General features: G+C 73.5%; 17 protein-coding genes and 6 pseudogenes. 12 read left to right on the forward strand and 11 right to left on the reverse strand.

Translation table 11 applies throughout. The features are described 5' to 3' along the window. Nucleotides 1-9 precede the first annotated feature (9 nt). From UG55_RS36045 to UG55_RS12350, 11 genes and pseudogenes are all read left to right on the forward strand, one after another. The coding region (locus UG55_RS36045; protein WP_242424232.1) for an acyl-ACP desaturase at nucleotides 10-455 on the forward strand (446 nt) is incomplete at its 3' end. A 1-nt stretch (nucleotide 456) separates the two neighbouring features. Next, nucleotides 457-960: pseudogene (locus UG55_RS36050) on the forward strand (acyl-ACP desaturase); the annotation flags it as partial. Nucleotides 961-1,102: 142 nt separating this feature from the next. Next, a complete protein-coding gene (locus tag UG55_RS12315) occupies nucleotides 1,103-1,582 on the forward strand; it encodes a hypothetical protein (RefSeq protein ID WP_066067216.1) in 480 nt (159 codons plus the stop codon). 274 nt (nucleotides 1,583-1,856) lie between these two features. Further along, entirely contained in the window at nucleotides 1,857-2,726 is an 870-nt protein-coding gene (locus UG55_RS12320; protein ID WP_199865117.1) for a hypothetical protein, read from the forward strand. Between the two features lie 151 nt (nucleotides 2,727-2,877). Next, nucleotides 2,878-4,167 carry a sensor histidine kinase gene (locus UG55_RS12325; protein WP_083986708.1) on the forward strand — a complete coding sequence of 430 codons (1,290 nt, stop codon included), beginning with the start codon at nucleotides 2,878-2,880 and terminating at the stop codon, nucleotides 4,165-4,167. After that, nucleotides 4,164-4,811 carry a response regulator transcription factor gene (locus UG55_RS12330; protein WP_066067218.1) on the forward strand — a complete coding sequence of 216 codons (648 nt, stop codon included), beginning with the start codon at nucleotides 4,164-4,166 and terminating at the stop codon, nucleotides 4,809-4,811. The genes UG55_RS12325 and UG55_RS12330 overlap by 4 nt, the downstream gene beginning before the upstream one ends. Nucleotides 4,812-4,921: 110 nt before the next feature. After that, nucleotides 4,922-6,049, forward strand: coding sequence for an ABC transporter ATP-binding protein (locus UG55_RS12335; protein WP_066067225.1), 1,128 nt, complete (start codon nucleotides 4,922-4,924; stop codon nucleotides 6,047-6,049). Beyond that, nucleotides 6,046-6,882, forward strand: coding sequence for an ABC transporter (locus UG55_RS12340; RefSeq protein WP_066067227.1), 837 nt, complete (start codon nucleotides 6,046-6,048; stop codon nucleotides 6,880-6,882). Before UG55_RS12335 ends, UG55_RS12340 begins: the two co-directional genes overlap by 4 nt. A gap of 157 nt (nucleotides 6,883-7,039) precedes the next feature. After that, on the forward strand, nucleotides 7,040-7,587 hold a 548-nt coding region (locus UG55_RS12345; protein WP_242424241.1), incomplete at its 3' end, for a molybdopterin-dependent oxidoreductase. Nucleotide 7,588: 1 nt separating this feature from the next. Then, nucleotides 7,589-7,699 (forward strand): annotated as a pseudogene (locus UG55_RS36055) (oxidoreductase); the annotation flags it as partial. After that, nucleotides 7,686-8,345 carry a cytochrome b/b6 domain-containing protein gene (locus tag UG55_RS12350; protein WP_066067230.1) on the forward strand — a complete coding sequence of 220 codons (660 nt, stop codon included), beginning with the start codon at nucleotides 7,686-7,688 and terminating at the stop codon, nucleotides 8,343-8,345. The pseudogene UG55_RS36055 and the gene UG55_RS12350, both read left to right, overlap by 14 nt. A gap of 98 nt (nucleotides 8,346-8,443) precedes the next feature. Here the strand turns inward: UG55_RS12350 and UG55_RS12355 are convergent, their stop codons facing one another. After that, complete coding sequence (locus tag UG55_RS12355) at nucleotides 8,444-8,890, reverse strand: CD225/dispanin family protein (RefSeq protein ID WP_066067233.1); 447 nt, start codon at nucleotides 8,888-8,890, stop codon at nucleotides 8,444-8,446. Nucleotides 8,891-9,556: 666 nt separating this feature from the next. Here UG55_RS12355 and UG55_RS12360 point away from each other — a divergent pair. Then, nucleotides 9,557-10,741 (forward strand): glycoside hydrolase family 26 protein, encoded by a 1,185-nt coding sequence (locus UG55_RS12360; protein WP_083986710.1) that lies wholly within the window; start codon nucleotides 9,557-9,559, stop codon nucleotides 10,739-10,741. Nucleotides 10,742-10,816: 75 nt separating this feature from the next. Here the strand turns inward: UG55_RS12360 and UG55_RS12365 are convergent, their stop codons facing one another. The 10 genes and pseudogenes from UG55_RS12365 to UG55_RS36080 all read right to left on the reverse strand — a co-directional run. Next, the gene (locus UG55_RS12365; RefSeq protein WP_066067238.1) at nucleotides 10,817-11,539 is read right to left on the reverse strand and encodes a TIGR03085 family metal-binding protein; all 723 of its coding nucleotides are present in this window, start codon (nucleotides 11,537-11,539) and stop codon (nucleotides 10,817-10,819) included. 26 nt (nucleotides 11,540-11,565) lie between these two features. Continuing rightward, nucleotides 11,566-12,006 carry a response regulator gene (locus UG55_RS12370; RefSeq protein ID WP_066067241.1) on the reverse strand — a complete coding sequence of 147 codons (441 nt, stop codon included), beginning with the start codon at nucleotides 12,004-12,006 and terminating at the stop codon, nucleotides 11,566-11,568. Continuing rightward, nucleotides 12,003-12,470 (reverse strand): ATP-binding protein, encoded by a 468-nt coding sequence (locus UG55_RS36060; protein WP_396230879.1) that lies wholly within the window; start codon nucleotides 12,468-12,470, stop codon nucleotides 12,003-12,005. Before UG55_RS36060 ends, UG55_RS12370 begins: the two co-directional genes overlap by 4 nt. Nucleotides 12,471-12,490: 20 nt before the next feature. Next, nucleotides 12,491-13,664: pseudogene (locus UG55_RS12375) on the reverse strand (CHASE3 domain-containing protein); the annotation flags it as partial. Beyond that, on the reverse strand, nucleotides 13,661-14,085 hold a 425-nt coding region (locus UG55_RS36065; protein WP_242424234.1), incomplete at its 5' end, for a PP2C family protein-serine/threonine phosphatase. The gene UG55_RS36065 and the pseudogene UG55_RS12375, both read right to left, overlap by 4 nt. A gap of 1 nt (nucleotide 14,086) precedes the next feature. Then, nucleotides 14,087-14,613, reverse strand: a pseudogene (locus UG55_RS36070) (PP2C family protein-serine/threonine phosphatase); the annotation flags it as partial. A 1-nt stretch (nucleotide 14,614) separates the two neighbouring features. Beyond that, a pseudogene (locus UG55_RS36075) lies at nucleotides 14,615-14,845 on the reverse strand (serine/threonine protein phosphatase); the annotation flags it as partial. A gap of 342 nt (nucleotides 14,846-15,187) precedes the next feature. Next, a complete protein-coding gene (locus tag UG55_RS12385) occupies nucleotides 15,188-16,084 on the reverse strand; it encodes a hemerythrin domain-containing protein (protein ID WP_083986712.1) in 897 nt (298 codons plus the stop codon). 86 nt (nucleotides 16,085-16,170) lie between these two features. After that, the coding region (locus tag UG55_RS12390; protein WP_242424235.1) for a DUF4139 domain-containing protein at nucleotides 16,171-17,666 on the reverse strand (1,496 nt) is incomplete at its 5' end. A 1-nt stretch (nucleotide 17,667) separates the two neighbouring features. After that, nucleotides 17,668-18,096: pseudogene (locus UG55_RS36080) on the reverse strand (DUF4140 domain-containing protein); the annotation flags it as partial. Between the last annotated feature and the right edge of the window lie 872 nt (nucleotides 18,097-18,968).

Here is an 18,968-nt window from a genome sequence, read left to right on the forward strand (position 1 = left end):
AGTTCAACCATGGGATCTCCTACGGACATCGACCTGTTGCGTGAACTCGAGCCCGTCGCCGAGGCGAACGTCAACCGGCACCTCAGCATCGCGGCGGAATGGATGCCGCATGAGTACGTGCCGTGGAGCCAGGGCCGCGATTTCGACACCACACCCTGGGAACCCGAGCAGTCCGCACTGTCCGAGGCCGCCCAGATGGCCTTCGAGGTCAACCTGCTCACCGAGGACAATCTGCCCAGCTACCACCGCGAGATCGCGGTCGCCTTCGGCCGGGAGGGCGCCTGGGGGACGTGGGTCGGCCGGTGGACCGCCGAGGAGGGCCGCCACGCCCTCGTCATGCGGGACTACCTCCTGGTGACCCGGGCCGTCGACCCCGTGACCCTTGAGCGCGACCGGATGCTGCAGATGCAGCGCGGCTACGACTCGGGCTCGAAGACGCCGCTCGAGGCGATGACNTACGTGTCGTTCCAGGAACTGGCGACCCGGGTCAGCCACCGCAACACCGGCCGCTTCACCGGCGAGCCGTTCGCCGAGAAGCTTCTCGCCCGGGTCGCCGCGGACGAGAACCTGCACATGGTCTTCTACCGAAACCTGGTGGCGGCGGCGCTGGAACTGGCTCCGGAACGCATGCTGCCCATCATTCGGGACGAGCTCGCGAAGTTCGAGATGCCCGGCACCGGCATCCGGGACTTCGGCCGCAAGGCGCGGTATATCGCCCAGGCCGGCATCTACGACCTGCGAATCCACCACGACGACGTGGTCTCGCCGATCCTCCGCCACTGGAAGGTGCTCACCCTGGAAGGGCTGACGGGCGAGGCCGCGAAGGCCCAGCAGGACCTGGGCGCGTTCATGGACGGTCTAAACTCACTGGCCACCCGCCAGGAGGAGAAGAAGGCCGCGGCCGCCGCCCGCCGGGCCGCCCGGCTGGCACAGGCGCCCGCCACCGCGAGCGTTGGCTGAAGCGAGCGTTGACTGAAGCGAGGGAAAGCGGGGGCTGGTGTCGTAACTGTTGCTCGATGTCCGTAGTGTCCGTGGCGTGAGCGCCGGGGCCGACTGGCTCCGGCGCCGCCACGCGCGGAACGCACGGAACGGACGGAGCGCAGTGAGCACACATCGCGGACCCGCCCGGTCGATCCCCACGGTGCAGCTCGTCCTGGCCGCACTGGCCGTGATCACGCTGGTGGTGGCGTTCCTGCTCGGCCAGGAGGGCTCCGGCGGCTCCTCGAACGTCGCGGAGACCTGCCGGGCCGGGTCCGCCGGATCCGCCGGTTCCCCGGCCGAGTGCCCGACCGCGGCGCCGACCCTGGGTGCGGCCGGCGGCGCCCCCACCGCGAGCCGCACGCCCGGCCCCGGCACCAAGTGGGTCCCCCCGCGGCCGTCCACCGAGACGGTCGGCGGCACCGGCGCGGCTGCCGGCGAACGAGGTGGCTCGGCACCTTCGACGACCGCGCGTACGGGTGGCACCGGCTCCCCGTCGCCTGCCCGCGGGGGCCGGCCGCGTGGCGGTCGCAGCCAGGAGCCGGTCGTCGACCTGGAGCTCCCCCCGGTGGCGGTACCGAGCTGCATCCTCGACTGCCGGTAGCCACCGGCGGCAACCCCCCGCCGCCGCGCGGGCACCCGACCGGGTTGACCTGAACGGTCAGATCCGGACGGCCGGGTCCGGATGTGCCGGCCGGCCGAGTGAGGTTTGGCACGGTTGCGCGACGTACCAGTGGGTGCACAGGTATTTCGGTTTCTTCTCGTATCCAGCTCACAGGTTGCTGCGGTGAGGTCAAGTGGACCAGCCGCTGACCGCGTGAGCGTGATCAGACGAACACGAGCGCCTGGCCTCCAGTACGGATCTTCGAGGAGCCGCCATGCCGTCGCCGGTCACCAGCCCGCACCTGCCCACCCTCACCCGCGGCCCGGTCGGCGGGCACAGCCCACTCAGCAAGCACAGCCCACTCAGCAAGCACGGCCCGGTCGGCGGGGCCGCCGCACGGGCGGTGATCGCCCGACCCGGCGCCGTGAGATCCGTCGGCACCGCGGCGGCGCTGGCCCTGATCGGCGGAACGCTCGCCGGCACCATCGTGGACAGGCTGGCCGCCCGGATCGCCGTCTCCCGCACCAACCGCCGGATCAGCCGGCGCCTCGGCGCCCTCGGCGGGACGGTGCGGGTCCGGCCGCCGAGCTTTCCCTACCTGCTCAACGCGGCCACCGGGCGGCAGGCCGCGCTGGAGGTCAGCGCCACCGCGTCCTACGGCGAGCTCCGGCGGTTGCGACGGGGTCACGACGCGCTCGGCAACACCTGGGACGACGCCGCCTACGCCCTGATGTCCCTCTTCGGCGGCTACGCGGGCATCTTCGGCGACTCCTGCGGCCCCGTCTTCGACGCCGACCCGGCCGGGAAACCGTCCCCCGGGAGCCAGTGGACGGAGATCACCTACGGCGGCGGCGAGCGACTGTCCATCGGCACCGAGGTCAAGCTGGGCAACCGCGCCCTGCCGATCAGGATCATCGGCACTCCCCTGGTGCGGGACGGCCGGCTGGCCCTGCTGCCGGAGGAGATCATCCTGGGGAACCAGCGGCTGCCCGGCGAGCTGATGACGGCGGCGCACACCGCGGTCTTCACCGAGCCGGTGGTGATCCTGCCGTCCTTCCCCCGGGGAACCCGGCTCGCCGACGCCGTCGCGACTCCCGAGGGCCTGCGGCTGCGGTTCGAGCAGCGGGATCCGGCCCGCCGCTGAGCCCGCCCGCCCCGCGACCGCCACCGAGCACCGCCGGGCCGGCCGGCGACCAGCACCCGCCGGCCGGCCCGGCGGCTACGTCCGCTCGGGTACCAACAGATACGTCCCTGGACGGACGACCTGACGTTCGCCGCCGGCTACCGTCAGACGGATGGACGTGACCTGGCGAAGCCGAGTCCGCCGGGCGGCCCTGGTGGCGGTGGCCGATGCGCTGCCGGCGCTGGTCTTCGGTGTGATCCTCCTGGTCGGGACGAGCAACATCGCGCGGGAACAGGTGCCGCCGGCGCACCCGCTGGACACCACCGCCTACGCGCTCCTCGTCCTGGCCGGCGGCGCCATCGCGGTGCGCAGGTACGCCCCGCTGCTCCTCCTGGCCGCCGAGATGTCGATCATCAGCACCTACACCGCGCTCGGCTACCCGCATGGCCCGGCGAACCTCGCGGTGGCGGTCGCGGTTTTCACCGTCGGCCTGCGCCTTGCCCCGCGCACGGCGAGCCGCGCGGGCCCGGCGTGCGCGGTGATCCTCACCAGCGCGGCCGCGGTCTCCTACGCCAGGGGCTATGTCGACGGCGGCTGGCGGCTCGTATCCGTCCTCCTGGGTGACCTTCTCCTGATCCTCGTCCCCGTCCTGCTGGGGGCGCTGCTTCGGTTGAGCAGGGTTGCGTCAGCCCGCGCGGAGGAGGAGGAGACCCGGCGGCGGATCGAGCAGATGCGCCTGCGGATGGCCCGGGAGGTGCACGACGTCGTCGGCCACGGGTTGTCGGTCATCTCCCTGCACGCGGCGGTCGCCCTGCACGTGCTCGACCGCCGGCCGGAGCAGGCGCAGGTCGCGCTGGAGGCGATCCGCCGCACGAGCGTGGACGCGCTGAACGAACTGCGCGCCACACTCGCGCTGACCCGCGCCGGCAGCGAGCACGCCGACACGCTGGCCGCGGGCGCCGTGCCCGTCGCCGGTGACGCGCGCGACTCCAGCCCGCCCGCTGCCGCGGCGCCACAGGAGCGGCCGGGCGCGCCCCGGATGCCGCTGACCGGGCTGAGCCGGCTGCCAGGCCTGATCGCCGAGGTCCGGCTGTGCGGCACGGCCGTCGACCTGGTCACCGACGGCGAGCTCACCGAGCTGCCCGCCGAGGTCGACCTGGCCGCCTACCGAATCGTGCAGGAGGCGCTGACCAACGTGCTCCGGCACGCCGGGCCCGCCGAGGTCCGGGTCGCCCTGACCGCGGCCGGCGACCACCTGCGGGTCGAGATCGTCGATTCGCCGGTCGCCGGGCCGGGCACCCCGGTCACCGGGCACGGCCTGCGCGGTCTGCGGGAGCGGGTCGCCGAGCTGGGTGGCACGCTCACCGCGGGTCCCTGCCCACAGGGTGGCTGGCGGGTGCGCTCGGACCTGCCGATCGGCGCCACCGCCGCGCTGCCCGACCCGGCCGGGGCGGCGCGGTGATCCGCGTCTTGATCGCCGACGACCAGCCCCTCGTCCGGCTCGGGCTGAAGGTTCTGATCGAGACCGAGGACGACCTCGAACTCGTCGGCGAGGCCGAGAACGGCCTGGCCGCCCTGGAGCTGGTGCGCCGGACTCGCCCCGACGTCCTCCTGCTCGACATCAGGATGCCGGGCCTGGACGGGCTGGCGGCGTTGCGCGAGATCACCGCGGACCCCGCCCTGGCCACCACCCGGGTAGTCATGGTCACCACCTTCGAGCTGGACGAATACGTCTTCGAGGCGTTGCGCAACGGCGCGTCGGGATTCGTCCTCAAGGATGCCGAGCCGGCGGACCTGCTGCGGGCTGTCAGAGTGGTCGCCGCCGGCGAGTCGCTGCTGTCGCCGACGGTCACCCGCCGGGTCATCGAGGCGTTCGCCCGCCGCCCGGCCGCCCCCGCCTCGGTGGATCTGCGCGGTCTCACCAGCCGGGAACGCGAGGTGATGGGGCTGGTCGGCCTCGGCCTGTCCAACGACGAGATCGCCGCGCGGCTCGTCATCAGCCCGGCGACCGCCCGCACCCATGTGAGCCGGGTGATGGTGAAGCTCGCCGCCCGGGACCGCGCCCAGCTCGCCGTCCTCGCCAACCAGGCCGGGCTGGCCGGCTGACGCCCGCCGCCGTACGCCCCTGGACGTAGGCACGGGACCGCTGAGACACGCAGCGGAATGACGCCCGTCGGCCGACGACCCGACCGCCCGCGACGATCACGCTGACACGCATGACAGTCATCGCGAAACCCGCGGCACCGCGGGAGTCCCGACCCGCCGCCGGACCACCGGCCGTCGACGTCCGCGGTCTGACGAAGCGTTATGGCCGCGGCACCGTGGTCGACAACCTGAGCATCACCGTTCCCGCCGGGGTCGTCGCCGGGTTCGTCGGCCCGAACGGAGCCGGCAAGACCACCACCCTCCGGATGCTCCTCGGCCTGGTCCGGCCGAGCGCGGGCGAGGGAGCCGTCCTGGGTGAGCCCCTGCGCCACCCGGCGAAGTACCTCCCCCGGGTCGGCGCGCTGATCGAGGGCCCCGCCCTGTACCCCACGCTGTCCGGGCGTCGCAACCTCACCTCGCTGGCGGTGCTCGCGGGCCAGGACCCGGCGAGCGCTGACGGGATCCTGGAGCGGGTCGGGCTGGCCGGGCGCGGCGACGACGCCTTCCGCACCTACTCCCTCGGGATGAAACAGCGGCTGGCCATCGGCGCGGCGCTGCTGTCCGACCCGGAGCTGCTCGTCCTCGACGAGCCCACGAACGGCCTGGACCCCGCCGGCATCCGGCAGATGCGGGACCTCGTCCGCTCCCTGGCCGACGCGCCGGGCCGCGACGGGGCGCGGGCACGGGCACGGGCGCGCACCGTGCTGGTGTCGTCCCATCTGCTCGCCGAGGTTGAGCAGATCTGCGACTGGATCATCGTGCTGGACCGGGGACGACTCGCCTACCAGGGCCCCACCGAGGGGTTCATGACGTCGGCGACGAGCCGGGTCGCGCTGCGGCCCGAAGACCCCGCCGCGCTGGGCATGCTCGCCGACCTGGTCGCCGGCCTGGGGTTGCCCGGTGACCGGATCGGCGACCGGCTGCTTGTCGAGCTCGACCGCACCGCCAGGGTCAGCGGCGCCGTGACCGCGGCAGCGGAGACCACGGCGGCGGCGGCCGCCATCGCGGGAGTCAGCCGCGCCGCGCACGCGCGCGGCATCACCCTGGTGGAGATCAGCTGGCAGCGCGCGAGTCTGGAGGAGCGCTACCAGGGTCTCGTCGAAGGCCAACCGGCCGATCCCGCCCGTTCCGCCACAGCCACCACAGCCACCGCGGCCACCGCGACCGCCATGGCCAGTCGTGTCGGAGGTTTGCGATGAGCGCCCTCCACAGCGTCAGCCGCTCCTACCGCGCCGAGATGATCAAGCTGCGCCGCCCGGGCACGGTGGTGGCGATGTCCGTGCTCGCTCTGCTCACCGTGCTGTCGACGGTGCTGACGATCGCCCTGGCCGACGAGCCGACCACAGCCGCGGCCGGAGGCGGCAGCGGGGACCCCGGCGCCGGGACGCCGCTGGACGTCTCGCTGGCGCGACTCGCGACGTCCCAGGGGCTGGTTCTCGGTTTCCGCGGCGGCGCGACGTTCAACGGCCTGCTCATCTTCGTGCTCTTCGCGGTGAGCATGACCGCCGAGTACGGCCAGGGCACGCTGCGCACCCTGTTCCTGAAGGAGCCCCGCCGGCTCGGCTGGCTGGCCGGGCGCCTCGGTGCCCTGCTCGCCGCCGTGGCGGTCGCGCTGCTCGCGGCACTGGGCCTGAGCGTGGCCGGCGCGGCCGTACTGGCGCCGCTGCGTGACGTCGACACCAGCGCCTGGTGGACCTTCGGCGCTCTCGGCGAGGCTGCCGCGGCCTACCTGAACGCCCTGCTCGCCGCGGCCTTCTTCGCCGTCGCCGGCACGGCCCTCGGCGTGGCGCTGCGGTCGACCACCGCGGCGCTGCTCGTCGGCATCGCCTGGATGTTCCCGATCGAGCACATCATCCAGGACTCGTGGGGCACCGCGACCTCCGTCCTGCCCGGCCTCGTCTTCGACGCGGTGGGGCGCGGCGGCGTGCCCGCGGCGGCGTACACCCCGGCGCTGCTCACCGCGCTCGGCTACGCCCTGCTCGCCGCCGCGCTCACCGCGGTGAGCCTGCACCGCCGGGACGTGACCGCCTGAGCCAGCAGCCAGCAGCCAGCCGCCTGCACCGCCGTCCCATCACCCGCCCCCATGACCCGCCTGCCTGCCCGTGGCCCGTGGCGGCGACCGACGGCCGGGGTGTTCACTTAGGAATGTGGCCGAGGGGATTCCGGTGGGGCGGCGGGTGGTCTTCACCATGCTCGGCCTCGGGGTGCTCGGCGTCGTCGTCGGCGCCGACGTGCAGCGCGGCACCGACAGGTTCGTCGCCCCGCTGCGGGAGAAGGACCCGACCGGGCTGACCGGGCTGCTCCCGTCCAGCGGGTTCCGCTACTACTCGGTGGTCGGTCACGTCCCGGTCCGGACGTCCGCCGACTACGAGCTGACGATCAACGGGCTGGTCGACCGCCCGCTGCGCCTCACCCTGGACGACCTTTCCCGGATGCCGCAGACCGAACTGGTGCGTGATTTCCAGTGCGTGACGGGCTGGCGGGTACCCAAGGTCCGCTGGACGGGCGTGCCGCTGGCCAGCCTGCTCGACGCGGCCGGTCCGCGGCCGGGGGCGGGGGCACTAACCTTCCGTTCCTTCGACGGTGCCTACGACGAGAGCCTGACCCTCGAGCAGGCCCGGCACCCGGAGGTCCTGGTCGCCCTGACCATGCTCGACGGCCCGATCACGCACGACCACGGCGGCCCCGTCCGGCTCTATGTGGCTCCGATGTACGGCTACAAGTCGATCAAGTGGCTNGGCGGGATCGAGGTCGTCCAGACTGTCGCCCCCGGTTACTGGGAGCGGCGGGGCTACGACGTCGACGCCTGGATCGGCCGGTCCAACGGGCGGGACGATGAGCCCGTCTGAACCCGCGGGCGCACCGGCGGGGACGGGGGCGGGGGCGGCCCCGCTCCTCGTCCGGCGCTTCGGCCGGGCGACCCGCGTGGCGCACTGGTCCACCGCGGCGCTGACCGGCGTCTGCCTGGCCACTGCCGCCATGCTCTACCTGGGGCCGCTGGCGACGATGGTCGGCCGGCGCCAGCTCGTCGCGGCCGTACATCTGTACGCCGGTCTCGCGCTGCCGGTGCCGATGCTGGCCGCCGCGGTGTCCGCCGCCTACCGGCGGGACGTCGCCGAGCTCGACCGGTTCGCCGCCGGCGACTGGGCCTGGCTGCGCACCCGCCCGCGGCGCCGGGACACGACGGCGGTCGGCAAGTTCAACGCCGGGCAGAAGCTCTACGCCGCGTTCGTCGCGGGAGCCGTGCTCGTGCTGCTGGGCACCGGGCTGATCATGGAGTTCGGCGGCCCACTGGCGGTCTCCTACCGCACCGGCGCCACCTTCGTGCACGACCTGCTGGCACTCTTCCTGTTCGCCGGGGTCTGCGGCCACCTGTGGATGGCCTCGCGTGACCCGGTGGCCCGCCTGGGAATGCGCACCGGCATGGTCCCGCTGCCCTGGGCCCTGCGCGAACATCCAGGCTGGCACGTCCCGAGCCCTCCGCCCGCCGACTGACCCCGGCGGGCGGCAGGCCACCGGGCGCACTTCCGCGTCCGAGGCGCTCCTGGCGGATCCCTCGCGGCGCGACGGGCGTGCCCTCGCGCCCGTCGTACCTAGGAGCCGCTCGCGAGCACGGCGAGCGAGATGAGCTGCCCGACGAGGCCCACCGCGAACGACACGATCGTCCACGTCTTGGCCTTGCGGGACGCCTCCAGCGCTCCCTGGATGTCACCGGCCTGCTGACGGCTCTGCACCCGCGTCGCGAAGACGATGGCGGCGATTCCGGCGGGCAGGCAGCACAGCAGGGTGCAGACGATCGACTGCCACAGGTAGGTCGGGATGGGCTGGCCGCCTGGCGGGGGCGGGCCGAAGCCGGGCGCCCCGTATCCGGCGGGCGGGACCGGCCCGGAGGGGTACGCGGGGTACTGGCCGGGGGCGCCGTATCCGCCCGGCGGGGGAGTCCCCCCCTGGGGTGCGCCCCAGGGACCTGCTGGCTGGCCACCGCCGGACCACTGCGGGTCGTTTCCGCCCGGCTGCGGGCTGTCCGGGTACTGGGACACGGCTTCTCCTGGATCTCGGGCCTGACCCGCCTGCACCCGGGCCGCCCGGCCGCGGCCCGTGCCATCGGCACCGGTGGGCGTGAGCGCCAGCGGGCGGCAGGCCTCGGGCGCGGTTCGCGGATTACACCGCGTGACCATTGCCCGTGCCGACCGTCGGGGCGCGACGCAGGCCCCGCTCCGCGCGAGCGCACGGAACGTTCCGTGCGGGGGCGATTATGACACACACCCCGCGACAGACGAGACGAATGCAGTTAACAAAAGGAGGCATATAACAACACCAAAATTACTGCTGCATGTCGTCCAGACGACAAGGTGCGGCCCGAAACAACCACCCAACACTCAGCGCGACAGTCCGTAAGGGATCCCTCCCCACGCCTACCTGGCCATCCACCTCCGTGTACGCTGCCGTCACAACTGTCTAGTCACGTCAGGGTGACCAGATCAAGTTCCCAGTCCACGACATGTGGAGGGTCGTCCGCTCAGGAGCCAGCGGGTGGGACCGGGGGGTCCACAACGACACCGTCCGGCACAGCAGATGCCGGGCACGGAGGGATGTCTGCGGTGAGACATCGTGCGGAGGGCCAGCCCAGCCCTCCGAAGTCAGCTACCGGCGCGCGCACGCGACGCCCGGCCCGAAATCCCGCCTGGATCGCTTCACTCAGCGTCATGGCATTCGTCGCCATGGTCGTCGGATGGACCTTGGCCCCCGAAGGTGACGGCGACAACGCCGCTGTCGTCGAAGCGTCAGCCATCGACCCCCGTGATCTGCGCCACATCCCCGACGACAACGTCACGGCGTCACCGTCTCCGTCACCGTCGTCGTCACCCTCGCCGTCACCATCGCCTTCACCGGTGGCGGGTTCGAGTTCCGCCCCTGCCACGGCACCGGCCACCACACCGCCCGCCGCCTCGGCACCCGCGCCGCGCGGCGCACTCGGCGCTGTCGGCTCGGACGCCCCCGCCGGCGGCGGGGGCGGGCGCGTCCCCGGGGGCATGAGCGGCGTCTACGCGAACAACCTGACGACCGTGCGGAACTGGGAGGCGCTGCGCGGCTCACCCGTGGACGTCGTCGTGACCTTCGCCGACCGCGGGAGCTGGGAGACCATCACCCACCCCTGGGTGGGCGGCAGCGCGGAGAAGTTCTCCACCTTCAACGGCACCTGGGTCATCTCCCAGCCCTTCTACCCGACCGGCCAGGGCAGCCTGTCCGCGTGCGCGTCCGGCGCGTACAACAGCCACTGGGCCGAGTTCGGCCGCTGGCTGGTCAGCAAGGGCCGCCCGGCGACCATCATCCGGCTCGCCTGGGAGTTCAACGGCAACTGGTTCGACTGGTCGATGCGCGGCAATGCCAGCGGCTACGCGAGCTGCTTCCGCCAGGTGGTTTCCGCGGTCCGGTCGACCGACCCGCAGGCCCGGTTCGACTGGACCGTGAACGCCCACAGCACCAGCCCCTGGGACGCCTACCCGGGCGACGCGTACGTCGACATCATCGGCATCGACTCCTACGACCAGTGGCCCGCCAGCACCACCGAGGCGAAGTTCGACGAGCAGTGCAACCAGGCGGTCGGGCTCTGCGGGATCATCAGGTTCGCCCGCCAGCACGGCAAGCAGTTCTCGGTACCCGAGTGGGGCCTCGTCGGGCGTTCGGACACCGAGGCGGGCCGAGCCGGGCAGGCTGGCGGCGACAATCCCGTCTACATCAAGAAGATGTACGAGACCTTCCGCGCCAACGCCGACGTCCTGGCCTACGAGGCGTACTTCAACGACGCCCGGGCCGGGAACGTGCACTCGTCCCTGATGAACCCCAACGAGAATCCCAACGGGGCGGCGACCTACGCGTCCCTCTGGTAGCCCGTCTCCTGCTCCCTGCCACGGCCCGCGGTCACCGACCGCGGGCCGTCTCGGTCTCCGGCGCCGCCCGGCGGGTCAGACCCGGCCGGCCAGGGCGAGCGCCGGCAGGGGGCCCGCCAGGTGGGCGACGGCCTCGGGGTCGCCACGCAGCTCGACCTGGGCGGCCGCGCGCCGCCCGAAGGCGAACAGCAGAAGCTCCTCGGGCGGTCCCACGATCTCGACGACCGGCTCCCGACGACGCAGCGCCAACCGGCCGGGAGCGTCGGTGCGCTCCACCACGACCCCGACCTCGCTGTGCCGGAATCCGGCCAGGCCGATCAGCCGCAGTGCCGCCCACATCGCGTCCCGGTCGACGGCCGCGTCGTCAGCCGGCGGATTCGAGGCGAGACCGCCCCCGACGCGGCCGCCGCCGGCGCCGCCGAAAGGGTCCGCCGGCGTGTAACCGGGGGCGGCCCGGCGCAGGTCCTCTGTGTGGACGTAGAACTCGACCAGGTTGGCCGCGTCGTCCACCGGGGTGAGTCGGGCCGGGTGCCACCACGGCGGCCCGCAGCGGAACATCTCCACCAGCTCGGGGTAGCGGTGTGCGCGCATGGTGGCCCGCTCGGCCCGCTCGGTGACGCCATGCAGCGCACCGACCACCAGACCGGGGCCGGCCCACGGCGCCCGCTCCCGGGTGACCAGGTGCGCGGCCAGGTCGTGGGCCGTCCAGCCCGCACACAGGGTGGGACTCGCCGGCCCGAGCTCGCGGAGCAGATCCGCGAGTATCTCCCGCCTCACTCTTGCACGCCCGGCAGCCATGAGGTGACTGTAGGCAGACGGGGCGACTACTGCGCGGGAAGCCGGGCGACCGTGATGAAGAAGTCGTCGATCTGGCGGACGACCGAGACGAACCGGTCGAAGTCCACCGGCTTGGTGATGTAGGCGTTGGCATGCAGGTCGTAGCTGCGCAGCACATCCTCCTCCGCCTCCGAGGTGGTGAGCACCACGATCGGGATCCGCCGGAGCCGCTCGTCGGACTTGACCTCCGCCAGCACCTCCCGGCCGTCGCGCCGCGGGAGGTTCAGATCGAGCAGGATGAGGTCGGGCCGCGGCACGCCCGAGTAGCTGCCCTCGCCCCGCAGGTAGGCAAGCGCCTCGACACCGTCGCTGACCACGTTGAGGTTGTTCTTGAGCTTGTGGTCCTCGAACGCCTCGCGGGTCATCAGCACATCGCCCGGGTCGTCCTCGACCAGCAGGACCTCGACCGGGACCACGGGCTTGGTCATGACGTACCTCCTGGTTTCGACGGGACAGGCGGTGCGGCCGGCACGGAAGCAGCCCGCTGCTCCTCGCTCAGACCCAGGTCGGACGGGAGCGGCACGATGCGCCGCTTGGGCAGTGTCCACCGAAAAGTGGTGCCGGAATCCACCGTACCGTCAAGCCAGATCCGCCCCCCGTGGAACTCCACGATCTTGCGGCACAGCGCGAGGCCGATCCCGGTGCCCTCGTAGACGTCCCGCCCGTGCAGGCGCTGGAAGATCACGAAGATCTTCTCGGCGTACTCTGGTTCGATGCCGATGCCGTTGTCGGCGCAGAACAGCTCCCACTCCTCGTCGCGTTCCACCGCCCCGATCCGCACCCGCGGCGGCTGCTCGCCGTGGAACTTCAACGCGTTGCCGATCAGGTTCTGGAACAGCTGGGCGAGCAGGACGGGGTCACCGGGAACCGTCGGGAGCTCGCCCGGGGTCACCTCCCCGCCGCTGCCCTCCNGCGCGATCGACAGCGTCGCCCGGACCTGCCCGACCACCTCGCCGAGGTCGACCTCGACGAACGACCCGGTGGTACGGCCGACCCGGGAGAAGGCGAGCAGGTCGTTGATGAGCTGCTGCATGCGCTTGGCACCGTCCACCGCGAAGTGGATGTACTGGGCGCCGCGCTCGTCAAGCTGGTCGCCGTAGCGGCGGGACAGCAGCTGGCAGAAGCTCGCCACCTTGCGCAGCGGTTCCTGCAGGTCATGCGATGCGACGTAGGCGAACTGCTCCAGGTCGCGGTTGGAGCGGCGCAGGATCTCCGCCTGCGCCTCGACGGATGACCACGCCGCCCGAGCCGTGTCCAGCTCGCCGATGAGCTGCAGGCGCATCGACTCGACGTCATGGGCCAGCGACTCGATGTCCGGGGGGCCCACGGCCGCGATCTCATGCTCCAGGCTGCCGGCGGCGACCTGGCGCACGTCCGCCCCGACGGCCTCCAGCGGCCGGGTCACCCACACCCGCAGGGCACGGAAGATGAGAGTCAGCAGCAGGATGAGCGCCCCGGCCACCACCACGAGGGAGATCACCAACGTCCGCAGCGCGCTCCGGACGTTGTCGCGGGCCCGCAGCGCCGTGGTGCGCACCTCGTTGTCGAGGGCGGTGCCCGCCGCCCGCACCGCGTCGAACCGGTTCTTGCCGATGCTCGGGTCGAACTGGCGCGGTCCCGCGGCGCCACCCGCGGCGCCACCCGCGCGCACGGCGGCGATCGCCGGGTCGGCGTACTCGCTGTGCCACTCGTTGACCCGCGTCTCCAGCAGCGCCAGCCGGCGCTCCAGGGCGGGGCGGCCAACCACCCGCGCGGCGAGGGTGGCGCGCAGCTCGGTCTCGGACTCCCGGCCCCGGGTGTAGGGCTCGAGGTACTCGTCGTCGCCCTGCAGGACGTAACCGCGCACACCCGTCTCCTGGTCGACCAGGCTGGAGACGAGCCGCACCGTGCTGATCTGAATGGGGATCAGCACGTCGCTGCGGGTTTGGATGGCCTCTCCCAGCCGGACCATCGACCAGGCGGTGAGGCTCGTGGCGAGCACCAGCACGAGCGCCAGCGCGGTGTACACGGCCCCGAGCCGGCGGCGCAGGCGCCAGCGCCCCGTGGAGCTCGCCGCCGCGCGGGCCCGGGCGGCGAAGCCGCTCATGCCAGCTGCCCGCGCATGAGCAGGAGCAGCGCCACGTCGTCGGTCAGCGGCCCGCCGTTACGCTCCTCCACCCGGTCGATCAGTGCGTCAAGCAGGCCGTCGGGACCGCATGAGGGCCACAGACGGGCCACCTCCGGCAGCACCCCCTCCCAGCCCAGCGGCTCGCCGCCGGGACGGTCCCGCCCCTCCAGCAGCCCGTCCGTCGCCAGCAGCAGAGCCCAGTGCTCACCCAGCTCGACCGATACCTCGTCAATCACCACATCGTCCAGAATGCCCAGCGCGGGGCCGACTACATCACCCCGCAGGGCGGAGATCCGCGGAGACAACAGGGCCGGTGGCGGATGCCCGGCCAGGGTCATCCGCAGGCTGCGCCGGTCCGGTGCGATCGCCAGCGCGCAGACCGTCGCGAAGATCTCGTCCCNCTCCCGCTCGCTCACCAGCACCTGTTGCAGGAAGCCCAGGCGGTCCCCGTCCGGCACCCCGGCCAGGACGAGGGTCCGCCAGGCGATCCGCAGGGCGACCCCGAGAGCCGCCTCGTCCGGGCCGTGCCCGCACACGTCACCGAGCAGTACGTGGACGGTCCCGTCCCGGGTGGACACCATGTCGTAGAAGTCGCCGCCCAGCAGCGCCTGCCGGTAACCCGGCCGGTAGCGGGCCCGGTGGCTCAGCGTGGCGTCGTCGACCAGCGGTCTGGGCAGCAGACCCCGTTCCAGGCGGGCCTTCTCCTCGGCCCGCAGCTCGGACTCGCGCAGCGCCAGCGCCGCGTTGTCCGCCCGCTCGCGCTCGATGGCGTAGCGCACGGCCCGCAGCAGGTCCCGGCCGTCCACCTGACCCTTGACCAAGTAGTCCTGAGCGCCGGCGGCGACGGCCTCGGCACCCCGGTACTCCTCCACCAGCCCGGTGAGCACCACGACCGGGGCGCCGCCGTCGATCGACAACAGCCTGCGCANGGCGGAGAGGCCCTCGCTGTCAGGCAGGCCGAGGTCGAGCAGGATGCAGGCGGCGGCGCGCGCCCGCAGCACCGCCTCGGCCACCGTGCGCACCCTCGTCACCTCGACCGGGGCGGCCACCTCGTCGAGCAGCTCCGACACCAGGTAGGCGTCTGCGTCGTCGTCCTCGACGAGCAGCAGCGGCCAGCTCACACCCTCCACGCCCAGGGCGGGGGCCGCCGACGGCCGCATGGCGGGGATCTCGCTTCCGGTCACATCTCCTCGGCAGGGGGACATCGACGGTCGTCGACCTGGACCAACAGGGGGCGGAAAGCCAGCACCGTCACGAGACGTGACCGACACCGACCTCCCCGCGGGCCGGCTCGTCCCGTTGACCGGAGACTTCGCAGCATTGCATGAAAGCGACGGCCCGCGAACGATGGAACGCCGAAATCCGGCCGCGCGGGGCGTTCGGACACCTCCGAACCAGGTGCTTCCCATCACACGATGATCGCCGGGCCCGATCAACCGCCGGAGTTCCGAGCGGGTGGGCACCTCCGGCCCCACCCGGCCGGCCGGCCGGTCACCGCGCGCTCACCCGTCTCGGCTGCGGCCCTCCGCCGTCGACCGGGCGTCCGCCGTCGACCGGCCCTCGGCCGTCGACCGGGCTTCCGCCGGGGAGGCTTCCGCCGGGGAGTGGTCCTCCGTGGGACGGCCCAGCAGATACCAGCCCCACAGCCCGGCCGGCGCCGGCGCGCGGACAGGCCGGCCCGCCACCGCGCGGGCGTCCACTGTGTCCAGCAGGTGGTCCCAGTGCCCCGCCAACCGTGCGGCGAGACGGGTCGGCAGGCTCGTCCCGTGTCCCAGATGGGGATGCGGCCGGGTCGGCGCCCGCCGCATGGCCCGCTCGAAATCGGCCTGGAGCCGCCGCGCCCGCGGACCGCCCAGCCGCTCCTCCAGATCTGCCAGCAGGCGCTCCTCCGCACGGGCATGCGCCGCGGCGAACTCGGCCAGTTCGTCACACAGCTCCCCCGGGCCGCGCTCGGGCTGGTACCGGTCACCCTGCACGTACTGCTGCAGCCCGCGCATCAGCAGAGCGGCCCGGTGGGACGTCTCGCGAAGCGCCGCCGTGCGGGCCCGCCCGCGGGGCAGGACCGCGGCCGCCTCCGGGTAGACGACGCCCTCCATAACGCTCAGATGCGCACTGATCGCGGCGACGGCCGCGTCGCTCGCATGCAGGGTCAACCGCGGGTCAGCCGACGGGTCACCGCAGCGCCCGGCCCGGTCGCGGAGCTCCCGCTCGGCCAGTTCGAGGAGCTCCGCGGCGTCGCGGTGCGCGGCACTGACCAGACCGACGAGCGAATCCGCTCCCCCGGGCTCCCCCGACCGGGCCGTCGACTCCGCGCCGCGGGGCGACGCACCGCCGGGACCGGTCACCGCGTTCGGGTGGACCGCCTCGTCCGCGTGGCTTGTCACATGCGCGTGGGCCATGGCTGCCTCCCGACAAACAACGCTACGCCCGCCACCCTCGGGACGCAGCGCTCCGGACCGGCCCACGGCCAGCCACACCGGCCGGATCAGTCACCCCAGCCCGTGAGCTCCGCTCCGCGGGGATGCTCCAGCCGGTACGAAAGCCGGATCTCCCGGTCGGCCCCCGGCGCAAGCTCCACCTGCCAGGTCACCAGGCCCAGCTCGGTTAGTTCGTCGGCGGCGGGCTCGGTCACCACGTCCTTGATCGTGACGCTCTCGTGCCGGGACACCGGCACCTGATCGCGCACCGTGACCCGAGCGAGCAGGGGTGCGTGATTGGTGACCACGATGGTGTAGCCGACGTCCGTCCGGCGGGTGTTGCCGACCATGCGCCGCCCGGTCACCCGGCGGACCAGCTCGCGGTCGACCCGGATCCGGTCGTCGACGCCGAGCCGCAGTTCCAGCTCGCCGCCGGGCGGGGTGAGATCCAGCCGGGTGGAACCGACGAACTCCTGGTCATGGAACACCGACACCTTCCCGGCCGGCAGCGTGTGCGGAGAAGTGTTCACGACAGCCGCCCGCAGATGCGCCTCGGCGGCGAGCTTCGGCACCGTCACATGGTCCAGCACCGCGTCGAGCTCGATCACGGCCACGGTCGCGCGGTGCGGGTCGCCGTCGGCGGGCACGGCCACCGGGCGCGGCGGCCGGTACGTCGACGCCGCGCCGGTCGACTCCAGCGTCGCCTGGGCTGCGACCATCGCGACCGGCGGGGCCGCCGGCCGCGGGGCCGCGGCGGCCAGGGCCGCCATCTCCAGGCCCGGCTGCCCGGAACCGCCGGGCGCCCCCGCCATGCCACGCACCGACCCCGCCGCGTACTCGGGGGGACGCCGGATGTCGACGAACTGCGGGGCCAGCTCCGGCAGCGCGAAACCGCTGGCGGGACGAGCGGTCGACAGCCGCAGATCGGTCTCGGGCCAGTCCTCGCCCGTCCGCTGGCTGATCATCGCGAACCAGGTGAGGGTGACCCGCTCGCCTTCGAGGCGGGCGTCGTAGCCGGACGACCAGGAGGCCGATCCGACCAGGTAGGAGACTTCCAGTTCCACCGCACCGGCGGCTGCCGGAACCGTCGGCGCCTCCTTGGCCGGAGCTGGTGCCGTGACGGGTGCACCGGCAGGCAGCTCCAGGTCGACGACGATCGCGCGGGTGTCGGGCGTCGACTGCGCCCGGCGGGCCTCGATGATCCTGTCGAGCCGCGCCAGCTCCTTCCGGGTGGCCTCCCGCCGCTCGGCCAGCGCCCGCCGGCGGGCGTGCACACCGGCGATCTGGGCCGCCAGCGCGTCACCGACCTCGACCAGCTGGGCGGTCGGCCCAGCCCTGCCGGGCTCATCGCCGGACGCCTGCCCCTGGCCGCCGGAGCCACCGGCACCTCCGGGAGGGCCGCCACTCCCCCCTGGCCCCCCGTGCCCCCCGCGCCCGCCGGCCCAGCCCCGGGCCAGCGCACCGGCGCCCACCCGCGCGGCCACGTCGAGGAAGGAGCGCCGAGCCCGCTCGGTCTCGTCCTCGTCGTCGATCTCGGTCAACGACGCCCGCAGCTCGTCCTGACNGGCGTGCAGGTCCGCCAGTGCACCGGCGTCCAGGGTCGCCCGCGCCTGCGAGACCACCCGCACCCCCAGGATCCGCGCTGGCCCCGTTCCGCCCACCCGCACGGAGTCCTCGTCGAGCCCGAGTGGCAGCCCACCGACGACCACCTCGACGCGAGTCGGTGACGATGCCGAAGACGGGAGGTCCGCGGGCGGGAGGTCCGCGGGCGGGAGGTGGAGCGCGCCGCGCCGCGTCACCCGCGCCGCGGTGGGGTAGACGACCACAGCCGTGATCGGCGCCTCCAGGTGCACCGGGCGGACGGCCCCGTCTCCGGGCGCGCCGGCACGGGCCGGGGCCGCGCCGGGAGAGGTGTCGCCCCGCGGAGCCGTCTCCCGCACCCGCGCGCCGGGTTCGCCGGGGGTCTCCGGCAGGTCATCCGCCTCGGCAGCCATGCGATCACCCTACGGGCGGCCCGTTCGGCGGCCTCGCCCCACCGACACCTCCGCCCGGAGGAGCTGGCCGGCCAGCCGGGGGCCCGAAGCGGTCCCCTCAACCGGGGGAAGCGAACGCGTCGTCCGGGCAGGTGGACGCGGCCGGTTCCCCCGGACGGCGGCGCCGGGTGGTGTGGGTGGCCGGTGTGGGTGGCCGGCCGCCGTGGCCGATCGCTGTCAGTGGCCGGCGGCCGGCGCACGCCGGCCGGCTCGGCCCGGGTTGGTGGTCACCCTGCGGAACAACGGTCGCCGCCGGGGAGGCCGCCGCCCAGCGCTCCCCGCGTGCCCGTCACCACCGGCCGCGGGCCACCGCGATCGACGGGGTTCGGAGCCCGCGAGCGTGCCGGGCGCCGGCCGGTCCATTCTCCCCGGCGCTCTCTCCCGGGCTCGTCACAATGTGCCGCCCACAATGCCTGTGGGAGATCGGCGCAGCACCGCCGAAGGAGCGAGGCCGCCTTCGTGCCCGATCGTCGCCCCGTCCTCGGTCCCGGTCCGGCACAGCACGGATCGTCGGCGGGCGGGCAGCCTCCCCGCGAGAATGCGCGGCCGGACCCGTCAGCGGTCCTGGGCGGACCACCACCAGCGGCGGGAAAGTGCCCGCAAAGGCGGCGCGGCGGCATCGCTTACCCTCGCCGCCGGACGACTCGGAGAGCAGGTCATCCAGAGCGGGTCGCGGCGCCGGCAGCCCGTTCGCGCCCGTTCGCGCACGACGATCGCGCCGAATTTCCCCCACCGCGGGCATTTATGCCGGCGCACCACCGGATCGCGGCGATGACCACCGACGGGCGGGAGCCCGGCCCAGCGTCCCACCGCTGGTAAGCCGCCTGCCGGAA

It is taken from the genome of Frankia sp. EI5c (assembly GCF_001636565.1).
GTDB lineage: Bacteria > Actinomycetota > Actinomycetes > Frankiales > Frankiaceae > Parafrankia.

Bases quoted from the DNA above. Each gene is read 5' to 3' on its own strand.
- UG55_RS12350 (WP_066067230.1), top strand. From the start codon at position 7,686: ATGAGCCCGTCTGAACCCGCGGGCGCACCGGCGGGGACGGGGGCGGGG.
- UG55_RS12335 (WP_066067225.1), top strand. From the start codon at position 4,922: ATGACAGTCATCGCGAAACCCGCGGCACCGCGGGAGTCCCGACCCGCC.
- UG55_RS12340 (WP_066067227.1), top strand. From the start codon at position 6,046: ATGAGCGCCCTCCACAGCGTCAGCCGCTCCTACCGCGCCGAGATGATC.
- UG55_RS12370 (WP_066067241.1), bottom strand. From the start codon at position 12,006: ATGACCAAGCCCGTGGTCCCGGTCGAGGTCCTGCTGGTCGAGGACGAC.
- UG55_RS12360 (WP_083986710.1), top strand. From the start codon at position 9,557: ATGGCATTCGTCGCCATGGTCGTCGGATGGACCTTGGCCCCCGAAGGT.
- UG55_RS12325 (WP_083986708.1), top strand. From the start codon at position 2,878: ATGGACGTGACCTGGCGAAGCCGAGTCCGCCGGGCGGCCCTGGTGGCG.
- UG55_RS12365 (WP_066067238.1), bottom strand. From the start codon at position 11,539: ATGGCTGCCGGGCGTGCAAGAGTGAGGCGGGAGATACTCGCGGATCTG.
- UG55_RS12385 (WP_083986712.1), bottom strand. From the start codon at position 16,084: ATGGCCCACGCGCATGTGACAAGCCACGCGGACGAGGCGGTCCACCCG.
- UG55_RS12320 (WP_199865117.1), top strand. From the start codon at position 1,857: ATGCCGTCGCCGGTCACCAGCCCGCACCTGCCCACCCTCACCCGCGGC.